We start from the raw sequence: 17,308 nt of genomic DNA on the forward strand, positions 1-17,308 counted from the left end.
GGATGCCGCGTGCCCACGCGCCCGGTTCACGAGGCGCCGCCGCCGACGCGACGCTCCGTGGCCGGAGCGGCGGCATCAGCCCGTGACGGTACTCCTTCAATCCTGACCGGCGCTCGTCGACCCGGTCAGGAAAATGCTGTTGCCCGTTTCGGGCTCACCGCCCCGGCAGCTGCCGCGTCAGAACGCATCCCATTCGCCGTCGGCCACCTGAGCCATATGCGCCGAAGGCGCCACGGCGGCATTCGGCACCGCGACCGCGCGCTTCGGCTGCGGCGCCCTGGCCACGCGTGCCGCAGGCGGCGGCTTGGCGGGCGCCGGCGCGGGCGCTGAGGCGGGCACGAAGGTCCGGTCGTCGCCGACGCGGAACACCGAGACGGTCTGCTTCATTTTGGCGGCCTGCGCTTCGAGCGATTGCGCGGCGGCCGCCGCCTCCTCGACGAGCGCCGCGTTCTGCTGCGTGGTCTCGTCCATTTGCGTCACGGCCTGGCTGACCTGCTGGATGCTCTGGTTCTGCTGCTCCGAGGCCGCCGTGATCTCCGCGACGATATCGGACACGCGGCGAATCGCTTCCTTGACGTCGGCCATCGTCTTGCTGACTTCCGAAGCCTGCTGCGTGCCGCCCTGGATCGTCGTGACCGATGTCGAGATCACTTCCTTGATCTCCTTGGCCGCGCTGGCCGAGCGTTGCGCCAGGCTGCGCACCTCGCTGGCCACCACCGCGAACCCGCGCCCCTGCTCGCCGGCGCGCGCGGCTTCCACCGCCGCGTTCAGCGCGAGGATGTTGGTCTGGAACGCGATGCCTTCGATGACGCCGGTGATCTCGGAGATTTTCGTCGAACTGCTGCTGATCCGGCTGATCGTGCGCACCATGCTTTCGACGGAGGCATGGCCCGTGTCGGCGACGCTCGCGGCCTGCAAGGCGAGCGCATTCGCGTGGCGCGCGTTTTCGCTGTTCTGGCCGACCGTCTCCGTCAGTTCCAGCATGCTCGCGGCAGTCTGCTCGAGCGATGCCGCCTGCTCTTCGGTCCGCGACGACAAATCGACGTTGCCGCTCGCAATCTGCTTCGACGCGACGCTGACCGACTCGGCGCCTTCGCGAACCGAGCCGATCGTTGCCGCGAGTTGCTCCTGCATGCGCGCCACGGCGAACAGGATGCTGCGGCGGTGGGTGCCTCCGGTCTCGATGCGCTGGCTCAGATCGCCGCCCGCGATCTGCTCGACCACCTGCGCGACCGCCGCCGGTTCGCTGCCGATCTGTTGCACCACGGTGCGCGTCACCATCAGCCCGAGGCCGATCGCGACCGCCACGCCGCCGAGCGCGCAGCCGACGATCCACCAGGTCACCGAGGTGACCAGCGTGGCGCCGTCCGCGACGCGCGCGCGCGCGAGTGCGTCGCGCACGTCCGAGAGCTTGATCAGCAGCGTGCGCAGCTTGACGTGCAGCGGGTCGGTGGTCGATTTCAATTCGGCCAGGGCGCCGGACTGGTCGGCCTGGTCGGCGAGCGCCTCGACCTTGGCGACGGAACTCATGTAGGCCGGCCAGGTGGCGTCGAAATCGCTGATCAGCTGCTTCTGGGCATCGGTGCTCGCGTGCGCGCGCTCGTAATCGAACGCGGCGAGGATCGCCGCTTCGCCACCGTGGTTCAGCCGGATCGTGTCGGCCCGGCCGGCCGGGTCCGGGTTCAGGATGTACGAATAAAGACGGCGGAAATGCGAAGCGGCCTGCCATGCGGCAGTGCCGTCCTGACGCACCGGAACGAATTCAAGGTTGTACATTTCGGTCTGCATCGTCGCGACTTCGCGCACCTTGACCAGACCGACCGCGCCCACAATGGCGGTGACGAGCGCGCACAGCACCAATGCGCCGACCAGCTTCTGACCAAGCTTGAGATTGGAAAACCACTGCATTTTTTGAATACGCCTGTCGTGAGGAGATGGGAGCGCCGACGCGACGTCGCCGGATCGGGATTCGGGACGTCTGTCGCACGTCGTCGTATCGGCAATCGGCGCGGCTTCTTAAGGCTCCCGGGCCGAACCTGCCGTTAACCCCTATCCACCAACGCGTCGATTCCGCACCGCGACGCCGCACGCCGGCAAGCCCGGGGCGCCGCGCTCGAGCAGGCCGCGTATGCGCGTCAGAGCAGGTTTCCTTCGGTGTCCTTTCGAATCGATTCGGCGACAGCCGATGCGCCATGCGCGTCGTGACGGGCCGGCACGGCGAGGCGCGGGCGCCCGCGACACGGCCTGCCGCGTCGGCGATTCGACGCGTCATGCCTTGCCTTTTTAGCGCGCCCCGACATGGTATCGGGTGAGCTGGCGATACGGCCGTCCCGGCATCACGAGTATCCCGTCCCGATCCGCCATGTTGATCTGGTTCGGGAATCCGCCCGCCTCGAGACACAGGCCGGCATGCCGGCGATACGGGTTCCCGCCGCGGGCGACCACGCCGTCGAGGAAGTTGCCGCTGTAAAACTGCAAGCCGGGCTGATCCGTCGACACGGTCAGCACGCGTCCGCTTTTCGGCTCCTCGACACGCGCCACGTCGCGCACGGCCGGCCCTCCCTCCGGGGAGGCGGCGGCGCGGAGCAGGTAGCAATGGTCGAAGCCGCCCGCGAGCCGGATCTGGGCGTGCCCGGCGTCCAGCCCCGGGCCGATCGGCGCGCCGGCCCGGAAGTCGAACGGCGTGCGATCGACCGGCGCGCATTGCTGCGGAATCAGCGCGCCGTCGACCGCGAAATACGAGTCGGCATGGATCGTCAGCCGATGATCCCGGATGTCCCGGTCCGGCCGCCCCGTCAGATTGAAATACGCATGATTCGTCAGGTTCACCGGCGTCAGCCGGTCCGCCTCGGCCAGATAGTCGATTTCCAGCGTGCCGTCGTCGCTCAGCCGGTAGCGCACCTCGACGTGCAACTGGCCCGGGAACCCGCCGTCGCCGTCCGGCGAATCGAGCTGCATCACCAGCGACTCGCCCGCCGGCCGAGCGCGCCAGAGCCGTTGGTGAAAGCCGTCATGCCCGCCGTGGAGCAGGTTGCCGCCTTCGTTGGGGGGCAGCCGGTATTCCACCTCGTCGAGCTGGAATCGCGCCGACTCGATCCGGTTGGCCCATCGCCCGACCACCGCCCCCAGGTACGCGCGCGAGCTCAGGTAATCGTCGGGCGAATCGTGGCCGAGCAGGATCTCCCCCGGAACGCCGTGCCGGTCGGGCGCGATCCACGACACGAGCGTCGCGCCCAGTTCACTGATTCGCACGCTGGCGCCTTTCGCATTGCGCAGCAGAAAAGTCCGCACGGTCCTGCCGTCGCGCAGGAAGCCGCTATCGGTGGCGGCCACGCGTTGCGCCGCGTTCACGTTTTCCGTCGACACGGCTCGTCTCCTTCAGGTTGAACGTTCATTCACGATGCGTCGGCCGGTGTTCCGCGGCCCGCGCCAATCCGCCGTCCGGCCCGTGCCTCGCGGCTCTCGCACCGGCGTCGCGCGATTACCGCGGGGGCCTGGTCCGCGTGCCGGTGCGCTCGATGGTGAAACGGAAGCAGCGGCACAGCTTCGCGCCGGCATCGAGCCACACGGCATCGTCGTCGCGACCGGCAAGGCCGGCGCCCCCGGCGGGACCGCCGAGCGCGTGGAACCAGAAACGCGCTTGCTGCGCGGGCGCATGCAGCCAATAGGCGCGCGCGTCGGCCGCGACCTCGAGCGCGTATTGCCGGGCCGGCCAGGCAAACCTGGCCCGTCCGCCCCAGCCCGTGAAAAGATGCCCGACCCGCGCGCGCGGCAGCGGATAACTCACGCCGAACTGCCAGGCCGGCGGCGTCGGCACGGGGTGCTGCCCGCCGCCGCTGCCGCACGGTAACCACAGCCCGCTGGCGGGCGCGCACATCGACGTGTCCGCATCGCGAGGGAGCGCCCAGCACAGGCCGGCCGCCACCCGTACCGGCACGCGGGCCGCGTTCTCGAACTCGATCCGGATGGTGAGCGTCGGCCCGTCCAGCTCGAATGCCTGAGTGACGGCGTAGGGCGGATCCGCGAGGCTGCGCGTTGCCAGCCGCAACCGGTCGCCGGCCACGCCATCGACCTGCCATGGCGCGTCGGCGGCGGGGCAGGGCGGGCGCGGCCATGCCGGATCGTCGGGACGCGTTCGCGGCCGGCGCGCGCCGCGGCGCGAATGGCCCCGCATGTCCCACACCGGATAGCAGGCGAGCCCACGCGCCCCGGCGTCGGCTGCCGCGGGCGGCGTGCCGTCGAAGACGGGCGTCCAGGCGCCGCGATCATTCCAGTCGACGCGTGTCAGGCCGCCGCGCGCGCCGGCGACGGCCTCGAGCCGCAGGCAGGCGTTCGCCAAGGTCACCGGGGCCCGGCCGGGCCGCGAGCCCGGCGCCATCGTCCCGCCCTCCGGCACCCCGGCCTCGCGCGCGTCGGCGTGATCGGCTGCCAGGTTCGCGCCGCGCCTGCCGGCGGCGTCCCCGCCGTACAGGCTCATGGCCCCGTGCCGACGAGGGCGGTTTCCTTCCCCTCGTCGCCTCCCCGGGACGGATGCGTCGCCGGCCGGGCCGCTTTCGCGTCGGTTCCGGAGCCGCCCGACTGCCGCCGCCGCGCATGGCGTTCGATGAACCGCTGCAGCAGGCAGAAAATGCAGAGCAGGGCGCCGATCACGATCCGCGTCCACCACGAACTGAGCGTGCCGTCGAAAATAATCAGCGTCTGGATGGTGCCGAGAATGCCGACCCCGAACAACGAGCCGATCACGTAGCCGACGCCGCCCGTCAGCAGCGTCCCGCCGATCACGGTGGCCGCGATCGCGTCCAGTTCCATTCCCTGCGCCTGCAGCCCGTAGCCGGACAGCACGTAGAGCGTGAACACGACGCCGCCGAGCGCCGAGCACAGCCCGCTTATCGCATAGACGCCCACCTTGGTGCGCGCCACCGGCAAGCCCATCAGCAGCGCGGAGCGCTCGTTGCCGCCGACGGCATAGACGTTGCGTCCGAAGCGCGTGAAATGGGCGACGTAGATCGCCACGCCGAGCGTCACGACGGCGATCAGCGCGCCCGCGTTCAGGGTCCCGCCGCCCACCGGCACGCTCAGGCGCGCGATGGCGCGAAACGTCGGCTCGTCGATCGTGATCGACTGCGTCGTGATCAGGAAGCAAACGCCGCGCGCGAGAAACATCCCGGCAAGCGTGACGATGAACGGCTGCAGCCGGCAGAAGTGGATCAGCGCGCCCATCGCCGCGCCGTACAGCGCGCCGAAGGCGAGCACGACCGGCACGATGGCCCAGAACGGCCAATGCAGCCGCTCGGCGCCCACGGCGCACAGGATCGTGGTCAACGCCACCACCGCGCCGACCGACAGGTCGATGCCGCCGGACAGGATCACGAACGTCATGCCGATCGCGACGATCAGCAGAAAGGCGTTGTCGACCAGCAGGCCCGTCAGCACCTGCATGGAAAAGAAGCCCGTGTACATCACGGAGCCGAAGCCGAACAGCGCGGCGAACAGCACGATCGTCACGACGATCGGCAAGGTACGGGGATCGGCCAGATGGCGAGTCAGCGTCTTCATGATGTCGTCGAGCCGTTGACGAGGCGCGCGCGCACCCCAAGGAGCCCTCTCCGGATCGGCCGCATCAGCAGCCCCCGCGCGGCGTCCGACTGGATCACGCTGACCAGGATCACGACCACGGCCTTCACGACCAGCGTCGCCTCGGGCGGCACGCCGATCGAGTAGGTGGTGTAGGTCAGCGTCTGGATGGTGAGGGCGCCGAGCACGGTGCCCGCCATGCTGAAGCGCCCCCCCATCAGCGACGTGCCGCCGAGCGTCACGGCCAGGATCGCGTCGAGTTCGAGCAGCAGGCCCGCGTTGTTGCCGTCCGCGCTGCGTACGTTCGAACTGGCGATGATGCCGGCGATGGCCGCCGTGAGCCCCGAGAACGCATAGACGCTGAAGACGATCATGCCGGATCGCAGGCCGACCAGGCGCGTCGCCACCGGGTTCACGCCGATGGCGCGGATGAACAGGCCGAGCGCCGTGCGGTTGACGAGCAGCGCCGACAGCGTCACCACGGCGGCCGCGATCCAGACGGAACACGGGATCGTCGCGAGATAGCCGTCGCCGAGCCGCAGATAGCCGCCGGCGCCGATCGGGATGATCTGGCCGTCGGTGAGCAGTTGCGCAACGCCGCGTCCCGCCACCATCAGGATGAGCGTGGCGATGATCGGCTGCATGCCGATGAAGGCCACCAGCAAGCCGTTCCAGAAGCCTGCCAGCAGCCCGACGCCGGCCGCCGCGACAAGCGCCTGGGGAAGGTGGGACGGGTCCGCCTGCAGGATCACCGCCGCCGTCGCGCCGGCAATGGCGACGATCGCTCCCACCGAGATGTCGATGCCGCGCGTCGCGATCACGAGCGTCATGCCGAGCGACACGATGACGAGCGGCGCCGCGCGGTTCAGGATGTCGATCGGCGCGCCGAACAGATGGCCGTCAAGCATCGTCACCGACAGGAAGCTGGGCCGATAGACGACGTCCAGGGCGAGCAGAAGTGCCAGCGTCGACGCCGGCCAGACGAGCGGATGGTCGAGCCGCCCGAGGATGCGCTTCATGACTGGCCTCCCGCGATGAGCCGATAGACCTCGTCCTCCGACAGCGACTCGCCCGCCACCTCGGCCACCTTGTGCCGGTCGCGCAGCACCGCGATCCGGTGGCTGACGCGCACCACTTCGCCGACGTCCGAGGAGATGAAGAGAATCGAGAGACCCTTGGCGCAAAGCGCGAGCACGCGATCCATGATGTCGAATTTCGCGGCGACGTCGATGCCGCGCGTGGGCTCGTCGAGAATCAGCAGCTTCGGCTCGGTGGCGAGCCAGCGGGCCAGCAGCACCTTCTGCTGGTTGCCTCCCGAGAGCAGCCCGATCGGCTGCTCCGCGTCGCGGGCCTTGATGCCGAGCTGCGCGATGTATCGCTGCGCCAGCTCGCGCTGGCGCGCAAGGCTCATCATGCGCCACCAGCCGAGCCGGGCCTGCAGCGCGAGCACGATGTTCTCGCGGATCGACAGCGCCGCGACGATGCCTTCCTTCTTGCGGTCCTCGGGGCAATAGGCGATACCGTGCCGAACGCCGTCGCGCGGCGACGAAAGCTTCACCGCGTCGCCGCCCACCGTCATGCGGCCGCTGTCGGCGCGCTCCGCGCCGAACACCAGCCGCGCGGTCTCGGTGCGGCCCGAGCCGAGCAGCCCCGCCAGACCCAGGATCTCACCCGGCCGGATGGCGAGATCGAGCGGATGCATCAGGCCCCGGCGGCCGACGCCCTGCATCGTGAGAAACGGCGCCGTCCGGTGCTCGGCGCGCGCGCCGTCGCCGTCCTTCAGGCGCTCGCTCATGCGGACGTGCCCGGTCATCCTGGCGACCAGTTCGTCCATCGGCAGGTCCCGGGCCAGGTATTCGCCTTCCCGCTCGCCGTTGCGCATCACCGTGATCCGGTCGGACACCGCGTAGGTCTGCTCGAGGAAGTGCGTCACGAACAGGATCGCCATGCCTGACGCCTTCAATTGCCGCAGCACCGCGAACAGCCGCTCGACCTCTCCATCGTCGAGGCTGGAGGTCGGCTCGTCGAGGATCAGCACGCGCGCCTCCACCGAGACGGCCCGCGCGATCGCCACCATCTGCTGGACGGCAATCGGATACGCCTCGAGCGAGCGGGTCACGTCGATGGTCAGGTTCAGGCCGGCGAGAATCTCGCGGGCGCGCGTGCGGATCGTCCGCCAGTCGATCGCGCCGCGCCTGACCGGCTGCCGCCCGGCGAAGATGTTCTCGGCAACCGAGAGGTTCGGACACAGATTGACCTCCTGATAGATCGTCTGTATCCCGGCCGCCTCGGCCTCGATCGGCGCGGCGAACCGCACCGGCTCGCCGCCCAGCCGGATCTCGCCGCCGTCGTGCGCGAGCACGCCGGTCAGCACGTTGATGAGCGTCGATTTACCCGCGCCGTTCTGGCCCATCAGCGTATGGACCTCGCCGGGGAACAGCCGGAAATTCACCTGCTGCAACGCCTTCACGCCCGGGAACGTCTTGTCGATCCCGGTCATTTCCAGCATGGGTGTCTGGATCATTGTGTTCACCGCCCGTCAGTGCCCGCCAGATAGTGGAAACAGCCGAACGCGGCCCGGCGACGCGCGCCGGGCCGCGTGGCACGCGCCTCAGTATTTCCGGGTCGGCAGGACCTGCGCCGCGACGTCCATCGGGAAAATGGTTTCATTGGTCACGATGCGCCGCGGAACCGGCTTGCGGGCCACCACGTCTTTCACCGCGCTCATCAGTTGCGGGCCGAGCAGCGGGCTGCATTCGACGTCCACGTTGATCTTGCCCGCCTTCATCGCCTCGAAGCCGCCCCGCGTGGCGTCGAACGAGACGACCGTCACGTCCTTGCCGGGCTTGATGCCGGCTTCTTCCATGGCCTGAATGGCACCCAGCGCCATGTCGTCGTTATGGGCGTACACGACATTGATCTGCTTGCCGTAGGTTTTGGCGAACGCTTCCATCACCTGCTTGCCGCCGGCCAGCGTGAAGTCGCCGCTTTGCGACGCGATGACCTTGAACTTCGGATCGTTCTTGATGATTTCCATCAGGCCCGCATGGCGGTCGTTGGCCGGCGCGGAGCCCACCGTGCCCTGCAGCTCGGCGATGTTGATCGGGCCCGGCTCGTTCTTGTAGCGTTGCTCGAGCCAGTGCCCGGCGCGCCGTCCTTCCTCCATGAAATCGGAACCGATCATCGTCACGTACAGCGACGGATCCTTCACGTCGACGCCGCGGTCCGTGAGGATGACGGGGATCTTCGCGCGCCTGGCTTCCTCCAGCACCGGCCCCCATCCCGATTCGACGACCGGCGAAAACGCGATGACGTCGACTTTCTGCGCGATGTACGACCGTATCGCCCGGATCTGGTTTTCCTGCTTCTGCTGGGCATCGGAAAACTTGAGATTGATGCCGGCGTCTTTCGCGGCGGACTTGATCGATACGGTATTCGCGGTGCGCCAGGCGCTCTCCGCGCCGACCTGCGAGAATCCCAGCGTGATCGGCTTGTCCTCGGCCGAGGCATTCGTGCCTGCCGCCAGCGCGAACACCGCTCCCACCAGCGCACCCACCGCAAACGTCCTGATTCGTCTCATCGTCGTCTCCTGTTCATCGGGTTTGTATTTCTTTACTTGCCATGCCCGCGCTGCCGGCAGCGCGTCTTCCGGGCGCCCGCGACGGTTACACCGCCTGCTTGGCGCGCCGCAACAGGTCGAACCGGGCCGGCAGCAGCGCCATGCCGCCGCGGATCGGTGCTGGATGAACGGCCGTCACGTCCGTGAGGCGATGGCGTCGTGCCCGGCGCCCGGTGCGCCCCGCGCGAGGCTCGCCCACTCGCGGGGCGCCGGATGCCGGACGCCCGGCCGGCGACGGCGAGGCGGCGTCGCGGGCGCCTTTGTCGCCGGCGGTCTGCGTCGGCGCGTCGGAGAGGTTTTCGTTCTGGAAGCCGGCGGTGCCGATCAGCAGGTCGTCGGTCAGAGGCGCCGTCACGATCGCGTCCTCGCCGGTGCGTCAGTCGGAGTCAAGATCGCGTCTCCCGCCGGCCCGCGGCATGCGATCGAAATGACGTCGCGGTTCCAGGCCACCGGGAACTCGACCGGAACGCGTCCCGCCCCGGATGCGCCGCGCCGGCCCGGGCACGCGCCGGGGCCGGGTTTTGCGGATGATCGGCCGGTCGCCGGCTTCATGGTCGGGATTGCCCGGATTCTTCATCCAGCTTCGAGACATGAAGCCATCGTTGTCCGTGGTGCCGGACCATCGTTGGGAGCGCAGCTTGGATTGCGTGTCCGACATCGCTCTTCCGTGAGAGTGACTGGATTTGCGAGCAGTCTAAAGAGAAGCTTTATAGCCTACTAATGAAATATCAAGCGCTTCCGATATCGTTTCCCGTATCCGCGTAAACACCGAAGCCCGCCCGGCGGGCTTCCCGGCCGTCGCGCGCGCCACTTGTACCGCGCCGCTCCGAGTGGATGCCGGGCCCGTGGTCGATCACATCCAGGCCGTCCGCGGCGCAGCGGATCACCACCTCCGCGGCGTCGGGCGACACGTCGATGGCGTTGTCCACCAGGTTCTTCAGCAGGATGAACAGCGCGCTGCGATCGGCCAGGATCTGCCGCGGCGCGGCGCCGTCGTCGATGCCGGGCGTGACCTGTCTGGCGTCGGCCTTGCGCGCCAGCCAGGCCTTCACGTCGTGGACCACGTCGCCGATCGGGATCTGCGCGAAGCGGAAGTTCCGGGTCTCGCGCACTTCGTCATCATCGCGCGGCAGCCGGAAGCGGCGAGACCGAAAGCATCGCGATTTCAAGGCGTCGAGACTGGCCGTTCACTTACCAAAGGGCGACGCACGTCTTGCCCGGTCGGGACGGCGAAAACCGGCGGCAATCGATCGCGGGCGAGGGCGACGGAAAGGCGAACAAGAACGCGGACGAAAAACGGACAAAAAAACGGCCGGAAATCGTTCCGGCCGTCGTGGTTGCGGCGCTCGACCGGCCGACGCCGGCCCGGCGCTGCCTCACAGATCGAAAAACACCGTCTCCCGATCGCCCTGCATGCGGATGTCGAAGCGATAGACGACGAGGCCGTTCGAGCGCGCCTCGCGCCGCGCCATCAAGGTCTCGCGCCGCGCCGCCGGCACGCTGTCCAGCACCGCGTCGGCCGCGTTCGCCTCGGCCTCGTCCTCGAAGTAGAGCCGCGTGAAGGCATGCGTGAGCACGCCGCGCATCATCACGGTCACGTCGACGTGCGGGGCGCCGGCGTCGGTCGCGGCCGGCTTCACGGTGCGCACCATGAAGCGGTGCTGCGGGTCCGTGCCGGTCCCGACGCGGGCGAACCCGGTGAAGCCGCTCTCGTCGATGTCGGCGCGCGAAGCGGGAAACCGGCCCGCGGCGTCCACCTGCGTGAACTCGAGCATCGCGTCGAGGATCGGCTGCCCGTCGCCGTCGAACACCTGCCCGACCAGCAGGATCGGCTCGCCCGGCGTATGCGGCGCGGCGATCTCCGGCGAGAACAGGCTCTTCATGTCGAAGTTGTACTGCTGCGGACACAGCCCGTAGGCGAAGTACGGGCCGACGGTCTGCGAAGGGGTCTGTTTCAGGGTCGTCATGATCAGCGCTCCATCGGGGTGGCGTCGCGGCCACGCAGCACGATATCGAATTCGTAGCCGAGCGCGTAGCTTTCCTCGGTCACGTCGAGCGAGAAGCGCGACACCAGCCGCTCGCGCGCGGCTTCGGGCGTGCCCTGGAAGATCGGATCGTGTTGCAGCAGCGGGTCGCCGGGGAAATACATCTGCGTGACGAGGCGCGAGCCGAAATGGTCGCCGAACAGCGAGAAATGGATATGGTTCGGGCGCCACGCGTTGGCGTGGTTGCCCCACGGATAGGCGCCGGGCTTGATGGTCAGGAAGCGGTAGCGGCCCTCGCCGTCGGTCAGGCAGCGCCCGGCGCCGAGGAAGTTCGGGTCGAGCGGCGCGTCGTGCTGGTCCGCCTTGTGGACGTAGCGCCCGGCGGCGTTCGCCTGCCAGACCTCCACCAGCGTGTTGCGCACCGGCTTGCCGCCTTCGTCGAGCACGCGGCCCGTCACGATGATGCGTTCGCCGAGCGGCTCGCCGTTCTTCACGGCGTTGCGGGTCAGGTCGTGGTCGAGCGCGCCCAGATCGTCGCTGCCGTACACGGGCACGCGCTGGTTGCGCAGCCGTTCCTTCAGCGGCACGAGCGGCTGCGTCGGGCCGCGCTTGACGGACGAGCGGTATTCGGGGTGGACGTAGGCGGGATGCGAGGGCCAGTCGCGCGGGCTGAGGATGGAATCGTCCATCGCGGGGTCTCCTGTTTCGTATTGGCGGGAATGGCAAGACTTTAGCCAATCCGGAAAGTTATGCAAAATGACGTTTCTTCCCATCTCGTATAACCGCTCGTTATGTCCAACCGAATCGCCGACGGCCGCGTCAAGTTCCGGCACCTGCAGTGTTTCCTCGCGGTGGCGCAGCTGGGCGGCGTGCAGAAGGCGGCCGAAAGCCTGTCGATCACGCAGCCGGCGGTGTCGAAGACGATCGCGGAACTCGAATCGATCCTCGGCGTGAAGCTGTTCGAGCGCGGCCGGCAGGGCGCGCAGCCCACCCGCGAGGGGCAGCTGTTCCTGCCGCACGCGAGCGCGAGCGTGCTGGCGCTGCGCCAGGGCGTGGGGCTGCTGGCCGGCGAGAGCGGCGGCGCGGCGGCCACGCTGGAACTCGGCATGCTGCCGACGGTGGCGGCCTCGCTCGCGCCGGCGGTGCTCAAGGCGCTCACGGCGCGGCTGCCGCGCGTGATCGTGCGGATCGCGACCGACGCGAACGCGCGGCTGCTCGAACGGCTCAAGTCGGGCGAGATCGAATGCGCGATCGGCCGGCTCTCGGAGCCCGAGCGCATGGTGGGGCTGTCGTTCGAGCAGCTCTACAACGAGCCGCTCGTCGCGCTGGTGCGCGCGGGCCATCCGCTCGCGTCGCATGCCGCGCCGGCCGGCGAGCTGGGCCGCTTCCCGGTGGTGCTGCCGCCTTACGGCACGCTGATCCGCCAGTCGGCCGAGCAGCTGCTGGCGGCCTGCGGGGCGCCGCCGCTCGAGGCGTTCGTGGAGGTGCTGTCGGTATCGGTCGGCCGCGCGCTGGCGCTGGAGAACGACGCGGTGTGGTTCGTGCCGCGCTACGCGGCCGAGTACGACCTGGCCGCGCGCACGCTGGTGCGGCTCGCACTGCCGGCCGAGGGTGCCGACGAACTGGTGGGGCTGGTCCTGCGCACCGACGCGCGGCCGTCGCCGGCCGCGCAGGCGTTGATCGACGCGGTGCGCAACGTCGCGCGCGATCGTTTCGCGAGTTTCGCGCCGCGCCGCCCGGCGGCGCGTAAACGGCGTGGTTCCGCGGCGCCGCATCGGTGATAATGGCCGCTCGGCACACTTCACGGAACCGGCCCGCGCGGCACGGTCCGCATGACAACGATGAACGAGAGCACTGCCGGGTGGCGCGGATGGAGAGATCCGTCGCCCCGGATGCCGTTGGGTTATCTCGTGATCGCCGCCGGTGTGGCGATCGCGCTGGTGATGATGACGATCTGCGCGGCGATCCTGCGGGACAGCCGCGTGGATGCGTTCGAGCGCGCCCAGGACAGCGCGCGCAACACGCTGCTGATGATCGAGCGCGACGTGGCGCGCAGCCTGCACATCGACGACCTCGCGCTGCAGGGCGTGGCCGCCGGCCTGCGTGATCCGGCGCTGGCCGCGCTGCCGGTGGCGCTGCGCCGCCGCCTGCTGTTCGACCGCGCGGCGGTGGCCAACGACGTCGGCGGGATCTACGTGCTCGACGCCGCCGGCCGCCTGATTTTGTCCTCGACCGATCTCGACACCGGCGACGAACGCTTCGACGACCGCGATTTCTTCGCGGCGCAGCGCGACGACCCCGACACCGGCCTGTTCGTCAGCAGCCCCTACACGTCAGTGCTGCATGGCGACGATCCCAGCATCGCGCTGTCGCGCCGGCTCAACGGCCCGGACGGGCGGTTCGCCGGGGTGGTGGTGCTGTCGGTGCGGCTCGAATATTTCCGCCGGCTGTTCGCGGGGCTCGCGCTCGGCGCGCACGGCGCGATCGCGCTGATCCACGCCAACGGGCGGCTGATCATGCGCGCGCCGAGCGACGCCACGCTGATCGGGCGCGACCTGCGCGGCACCGGCCCCTACACGCGGATGCTGGCGGGCGGCAGCGGCTCGTTCGTCGACGTCGCCTCGATCGACGGCGTGCGCCGCAGCTACCTGTTCCAGCGCCTGCCGCGGCTGCCGGTGATCGTCCAGGTCGCGGTGGCCGAGCAGGACGTCTACGCCGAATGGCGGCGGCGCGCCTGGCGCTTCGGGATTCTCACGGGCGCGTTCGGCATCGCGTTCGTGGTGCTGAGCGCCTGCCTCGCGCATTCGCTGTGGCGCCAGTCGGAGGCCGAGGCCGCGCTGGCGCGGCTGGCCGGCACCGACAGCCTGACCGGCCTGCCGAACCGCCGCTCGCTGGACGCCTCGCTCGATCGAGAATGGCGCCGCGCGGTGCGGGCGCGGCGGCCGCTCGCGATCCTGTTCGTCGATATCGACCACTTCAAGCGCTACAACGACGAATACGGCCATACGGTCGGCGACGAGGTGCTGGCCAGCGTGTCGGCCAGCATCGCGCGGCAGGCGACGGGCTCGCACGACGTGGTGGCGCGCTACGGCGGCGAGGAGTTCGTGGTGGTGCTGCCCGAGACCGACAGCGCCGGCGCGCGCGCGATCGGCGAGCGGATTCGCGACGCGGTGCGCGAGCTGGCGATCGTCCATGCCGGCTCGGAGTCGGGTTACGTGACGGTCAGCGTCGGCGTGGCGACCTGGCGGCCCGATGCGGGTTTTGCCTCGGACGTGGCGGTGGTGGTCGACGCGGCCGACCAGGCGCTCTATCGCGCGAAGGAGAGCGGGCGCGACCGCGTGTTCGAGACCGAACTGGCCTGAGCGCGAGGCGGCGGGGCTTTTCGATGTCGATGCGGGGGCGGGCGAGGTCGCGCGTCGCGGGCCGTGCTTTGTGTCGGGCCGTGCCGTATCGCGGCAACCCGCGAGCAGCGGCGAGATCGCGACATCCGCCCGCTCAGCGGCGGCTGCCCGGCGGTTCGCGGCCGGCGGCCACGGCATCGGCCGGCCGCCGCGCGCTGCTCGCGTCCTTCGCCGGTTTCATGGCCGGCATGCCGTCGATACCGCCCCGATCCGTTCCCGCGTCGCCGCGAACCACCTCGTCCAGCCCGTGCCGGTGCCGCAGCTCGTCGAGCACCGGCCGGCTGACCGCCAGCTCGGTCGCGGCGCGCGCGAGATCCGCGCCGTGGCGCCGCAGCGCGGCGTCGAGCGCCTGCCGCTCGGCGGCCTCGCGCGCCTCGGCCAGCGTCGGCGCGGGGCGCGCCGCGTAGTCGCCGAGGTCGAGATCGTCGGCGCACAGCACCGGATGCTCGGCCATCACCATCGCGCGGCGAATCCGGTTGATCAGCTCGCGCACGTTGCCGGGCCATGCGTAGCGATACATCGCCTCGATCGCGCAGGGCGTGAAGCCACGCACGCGGCCGCCGCCGTCGCCGCCGAAGCGCTGCAGGATGTGGCGCGCCAGCACCTCGATGTCGCGGCAGCACGCTTTCCTGCGCCCGCGCGGCCGGCGCGCCGAGGGCGGCGGCCAGCGTGGCGGCGAGGATCAGGCAGAGGTGGCGGTAGAGGTTCGGCATCGCGGTTCTCCGTGGCGCACTCCATTCAGCGAATAGCGTGCCAACGGCGGCACAGCCGCGCCGCTGCTCGCGCCGGGCCGGCACAGCGTGGCGCGCGGCGGGCGCGGCGCTCGAAAACGTATCAGCGGTGAAACGCGCGGACCGGCGAGCGCGCTGCGGGGGCGATGCGCGGAGTCGCGCGCGGCACGGCGCGCGGGCGGTGAAAGAAAGTGAGCGCGATGCGCGACGCGGCGCGCAGGCGAACACGCACGGGTTCGGTGCGCGCGAGCGGGCAGGGCGGATGCCGCCGTCGCGGCGCCGCTCGTGCTGCAAACGTATCGGCGCGGAAACGTCGGCTTACGGTTTGATGACGAGGCAGGCGGCAAGATCAGGAGGCGAGGCCGTGCCGGAGCGGCGGGCGCAAAGGCGCAGGCAAGGGTGGGCGACGCGAGGAGGCCGACTCGTCAGGTCGACGGCGACGGTTGACCGGGCCGGGAATCGGCCCGGAAAGCGGCCCGGAAAGCGGCCCGGGAAGCGGCCCGGGAAGCGGCCCGGACGGCGGACCGAGAAACGGCCCGCCGCCGCGCCGCGCAGGCGCTCAGGACGGCCGCAGCGCCGCGTTGTGCGGCAGGCCCGTGGCGAGCGCGCGCGTGTCCGCCGGCGGCGCGCTGGGCCGGGACGCCACCGAAAAGCCGAACGTGTTCCAGCCGTCCTCGCTGGCCACGAACACCGAGCCGCCATGCATCTCGGCCACCGCCTTGACGATCGACAGGCCGAGCCCGTGGTTCTCGTTGCTGTTGGTGCGCGCTTCCTCGCGGCGGTAGAAGCGCTCGAACATCTGCGCGCGCACGGCGGGATCGAGCGGCGCGCCGGGGTTCGACACGGCGATCTCGACCTGCTCGCCGGCCGCGCGGATCTTCACGCGCAGGGTGTCGCCGGGCCGCGAGTGCTGGATCGCGTTGATCAGGAGATTGGTCATGGCGCGGCCGAACAGCGAGGTGTCGACGCTTGCTCGCGCGTCGCCGGCCAGCTCGGCGCGCAACTGCGCGTCGTCGAGCGAGATCTCGAGGAAGTCGAGCATGCGCGACACCTCCACGGCCAGCGACACGTCGCTGAGGTTGGTGGCGCGCTCGCCGCGGTCGCTGCGCGACAGGAACAGCATGTCGTTGACGATCACGCGCAGCCGCTCGAATTCCTCCAGGTTCGACTGCAGCGTGCGCTGCATCCGATCGACGCTGCGGTCGCGCGAGGTCAGCGCCACCTGGGTCTGCCCGATCAGGATGCTGACCGGCGTGCGCAGCTCGTGCGCGACGTCGGCGTTGAACGATTCGAGCCGGTCGTAGGCGTGCTCGATCCGTTCCAGCGCGCCGTTGAACGAGCTGGCCAGATCGTGCAGCTCGCTCGGCAGCGCGTCGGTCCGCAGGCGCTGCTTGCGGTTCGCGGGGCTCAGCGCGGCGGCCTCCTTCGACAGCCGCACCAGCGGTTCGAGCCCGAAGCGCGTGACGGCGCGGCTCAGCAGCAGCGCGATCACGGTGGCCGCGCCGATCAGCCCGGCCAGCGTCAGCGCGATGAAGCGCAGCATTTTCTGGGTGCGCTCGCAGGTCGTGGCGACCACCAGCGTCAGCTCGGGCCGCACGCCGTTCGGCGGGATCACGGTGGTGCGGGTCATCACGTCGTAGCCGCTGCCGACGCAGTGGATCAGCCGGAACGCGCCCACCGGCATGCCCTTGGTCTCGCCCTTCAGCGGCGTGCCGAGCCGGAACGCCGGATCGGGGCTCGTCACGATGTAGCGTGTCGAGCCGTCGAGCGGCTGCAGGTCGTTGAGCTTCTCCTGCGTGATGTGCCAGCGCGCGGCGGTGGTGGCGTGCGAGACGATCAGCTCGGCCACCTTGGCGCGCGTCTCCAGCGTGGCGCGCAGTTCGGCGAACAGCTGCCGCTCCATCATCGCGAACAGGCCGATGCCGACCAGCGAGAACACCAGCAACGAGGTGATGCCGAACATCAGGGACAGCCGCAGCGAAATCGAACGCTTCATCG

General features: G+C 70.0%; 16 protein-coding genes. 2 read left to right on the top strand and 14 right to left on the bottom strand.

Going from position 1 to position 17,308, the window contains the following annotated elements:
• Positions 1–177: 177 nt before the first annotated feature.
• From bpln_RS24750 to pcaH, 12 genes are all read right to left on the bottom strand, one after another.
• Positions 178–1,908, bottom strand: a complete 1,731-nt coding sequence (locus tag bpln_RS24750) for a methyl-accepting chemotaxis protein (RefSeq protein ID WP_055140283.1) — start codon at positions 1,906–1,908, stop codon at positions 178–180.
• Between the two features lie 375 nt (positions 1,909–2,283).
• Positions 2,284–3,366, bottom strand: a complete 1,083-nt coding sequence (locus bpln_RS24755; RefSeq protein ID WP_055140284.1) for an aldose epimerase family protein — start codon at positions 3,364–3,366, stop codon at positions 2,284–2,286.
• Between the two features lie 115 nt (positions 3,367–3,481).
• Entirely contained in the window at positions 3,482–4,477 is a 996-nt protein-coding gene (locus bpln_RS24760) for an aldose epimerase family protein (protein ID WP_055140285.1), read from the bottom strand.
• Positions 4,474–5,556 (bottom strand): galactofuranose ABC transporter, permease protein YjfF, encoded by a 1,083-nt coding sequence (gene yjfF / locus bpln_RS24765; RefSeq protein WP_042627854.1) that lies wholly within the window; start codon positions 5,554–5,556, stop codon positions 4,474–4,476. The genes bpln_RS24760 and yjfF overlap by 4 nt, the downstream gene beginning before the upstream one ends.
• Complete coding sequence (locus tag bpln_RS24770; RefSeq protein WP_055140286.1) at positions 5,553–6,593, bottom strand: ABC transporter permease; 1,041 nt, start codon at positions 6,591–6,593, stop codon at positions 5,553–5,555. Before bpln_RS24770 ends, yjfF begins: the two co-directional genes overlap by 4 nt.
• Positions 6,590–8,098 (bottom strand): sugar ABC transporter ATP-binding protein, encoded by a 1,509-nt coding sequence (locus tag bpln_RS24775; RefSeq protein WP_042627856.1) that lies wholly within the window; start codon positions 8,096–8,098, stop codon positions 6,590–6,592. The genes bpln_RS24770 and bpln_RS24775 overlap by 4 nt, the downstream gene beginning before the upstream one ends.
• 87 nt (positions 8,099–8,185) lie before the next feature.
• Positions 8,186–9,154: an ABC transporter substrate-binding protein gene (locus bpln_RS24780; protein WP_055140287.1), complete on the bottom strand. Its 969-nt coding sequence runs from the start codon at positions 9,152–9,154 to the stop codon at positions 8,186–8,188.
• Between the two features lie 85 nt (positions 9,155–9,239).
• Complete coding sequence (locus tag bpln_RS24785) at positions 9,240–9,548, bottom strand: hypothetical protein (RefSeq protein ID WP_042627858.1); 309 nt, start codon at positions 9,546–9,548, stop codon at positions 9,240–9,242.
• Between the two features lie 21 nt (positions 9,549–9,569).
• Positions 9,570–9,851, bottom strand: coding sequence for a hypothetical protein (locus bpln_RS36105; RefSeq protein WP_123863748.1), 282 nt, complete (start codon positions 9,849–9,851; stop codon positions 9,570–9,572).
• A 70-nt stretch (positions 9,852–9,921) separates the two neighbouring features.
• Positions 9,922–10,305 carry a sensor histidine kinase gene (locus bpln_RS24790; protein WP_055140288.1) on the bottom strand — a complete coding sequence of 128 codons (384 nt, stop codon included), beginning with the start codon at positions 10,303–10,305 and terminating at the stop codon, positions 9,922–9,924.
• A gap of 264 nt (positions 10,306–10,569) precedes the next feature.
• Positions 10,570–11,160: a protocatechuate 3,4-dioxygenase subunit alpha gene (pcaG, locus tag bpln_RS24795; RefSeq protein ID WP_042627859.1), complete on the bottom strand. Its 591-nt coding sequence runs from the start codon at positions 11,158–11,160 to the stop codon at positions 10,570–10,572.
• 2 nt (positions 11,161–11,162) lie between these two features.
• The gene (gene pcaH, locus bpln_RS24800) at positions 11,163–11,867 is read right to left on the bottom strand and encodes a protocatechuate 3,4-dioxygenase subunit beta (RefSeq protein ID WP_042627860.1); all 705 of its coding nucleotides are present in this window, start codon (positions 11,865–11,867) and stop codon (positions 11,163–11,165) included.
• 102 nt (positions 11,868–11,969) lie between these two features.
• On the opposite strand from pcaH, the gene pcaQ reads away from it, so the two are divergent.
• The gene (gene pcaQ, locus bpln_RS24805) at positions 11,970–12,959 is read left to right on the top strand and encodes a pca operon transcription factor PcaQ (RefSeq protein ID WP_042627861.1); all 990 of its coding nucleotides are present in this window, start codon (positions 11,970–11,972) and stop codon (positions 12,957–12,959) included.
• 111 nt (positions 12,960–13,070) lie between these two features.
• Positions 13,071–14,540: a GGDEF domain-containing protein gene (locus bpln_RS24810; protein WP_171907267.1), complete on the top strand. Its 1,470-nt coding sequence runs from the start codon at positions 13,071–13,073 to the stop codon at positions 14,538–14,540.
• 133 nt (positions 14,541–14,673) lie between these two features.
• Here bpln_RS24810 and bpln_RS24815 read toward each other — a convergent pair whose 3' ends face one another.
• On the bottom strand, positions 14,674–15,183 hold the full coding sequence (locus bpln_RS24815; RefSeq protein ID WP_055140289.1) for an AAA-type ATPase lid domain-containing protein: 510 nt from the start codon (positions 15,181–15,183) through the stop codon (positions 14,674–14,676).
• A 686-nt stretch (positions 15,184–15,869) separates the two neighbouring features.
• Positions 15,870–17,306, bottom strand: coding sequence for a heavy metal sensor histidine kinase (locus bpln_RS24820; protein WP_055140290.1), 1,437 nt, complete (start codon positions 17,304–17,306; stop codon positions 15,870–15,872).
• Positions 17,307–17,308 lie beyond the last annotated feature (2 nt).

Source organism: Burkholderia plantarii (assembly GCF_001411805.1).
Taxonomy (GTDB): Bacteria; Pseudomonadota; Gammaproteobacteria; order Burkholderiales; family Burkholderiaceae; genus Burkholderia; species Burkholderia plantarii.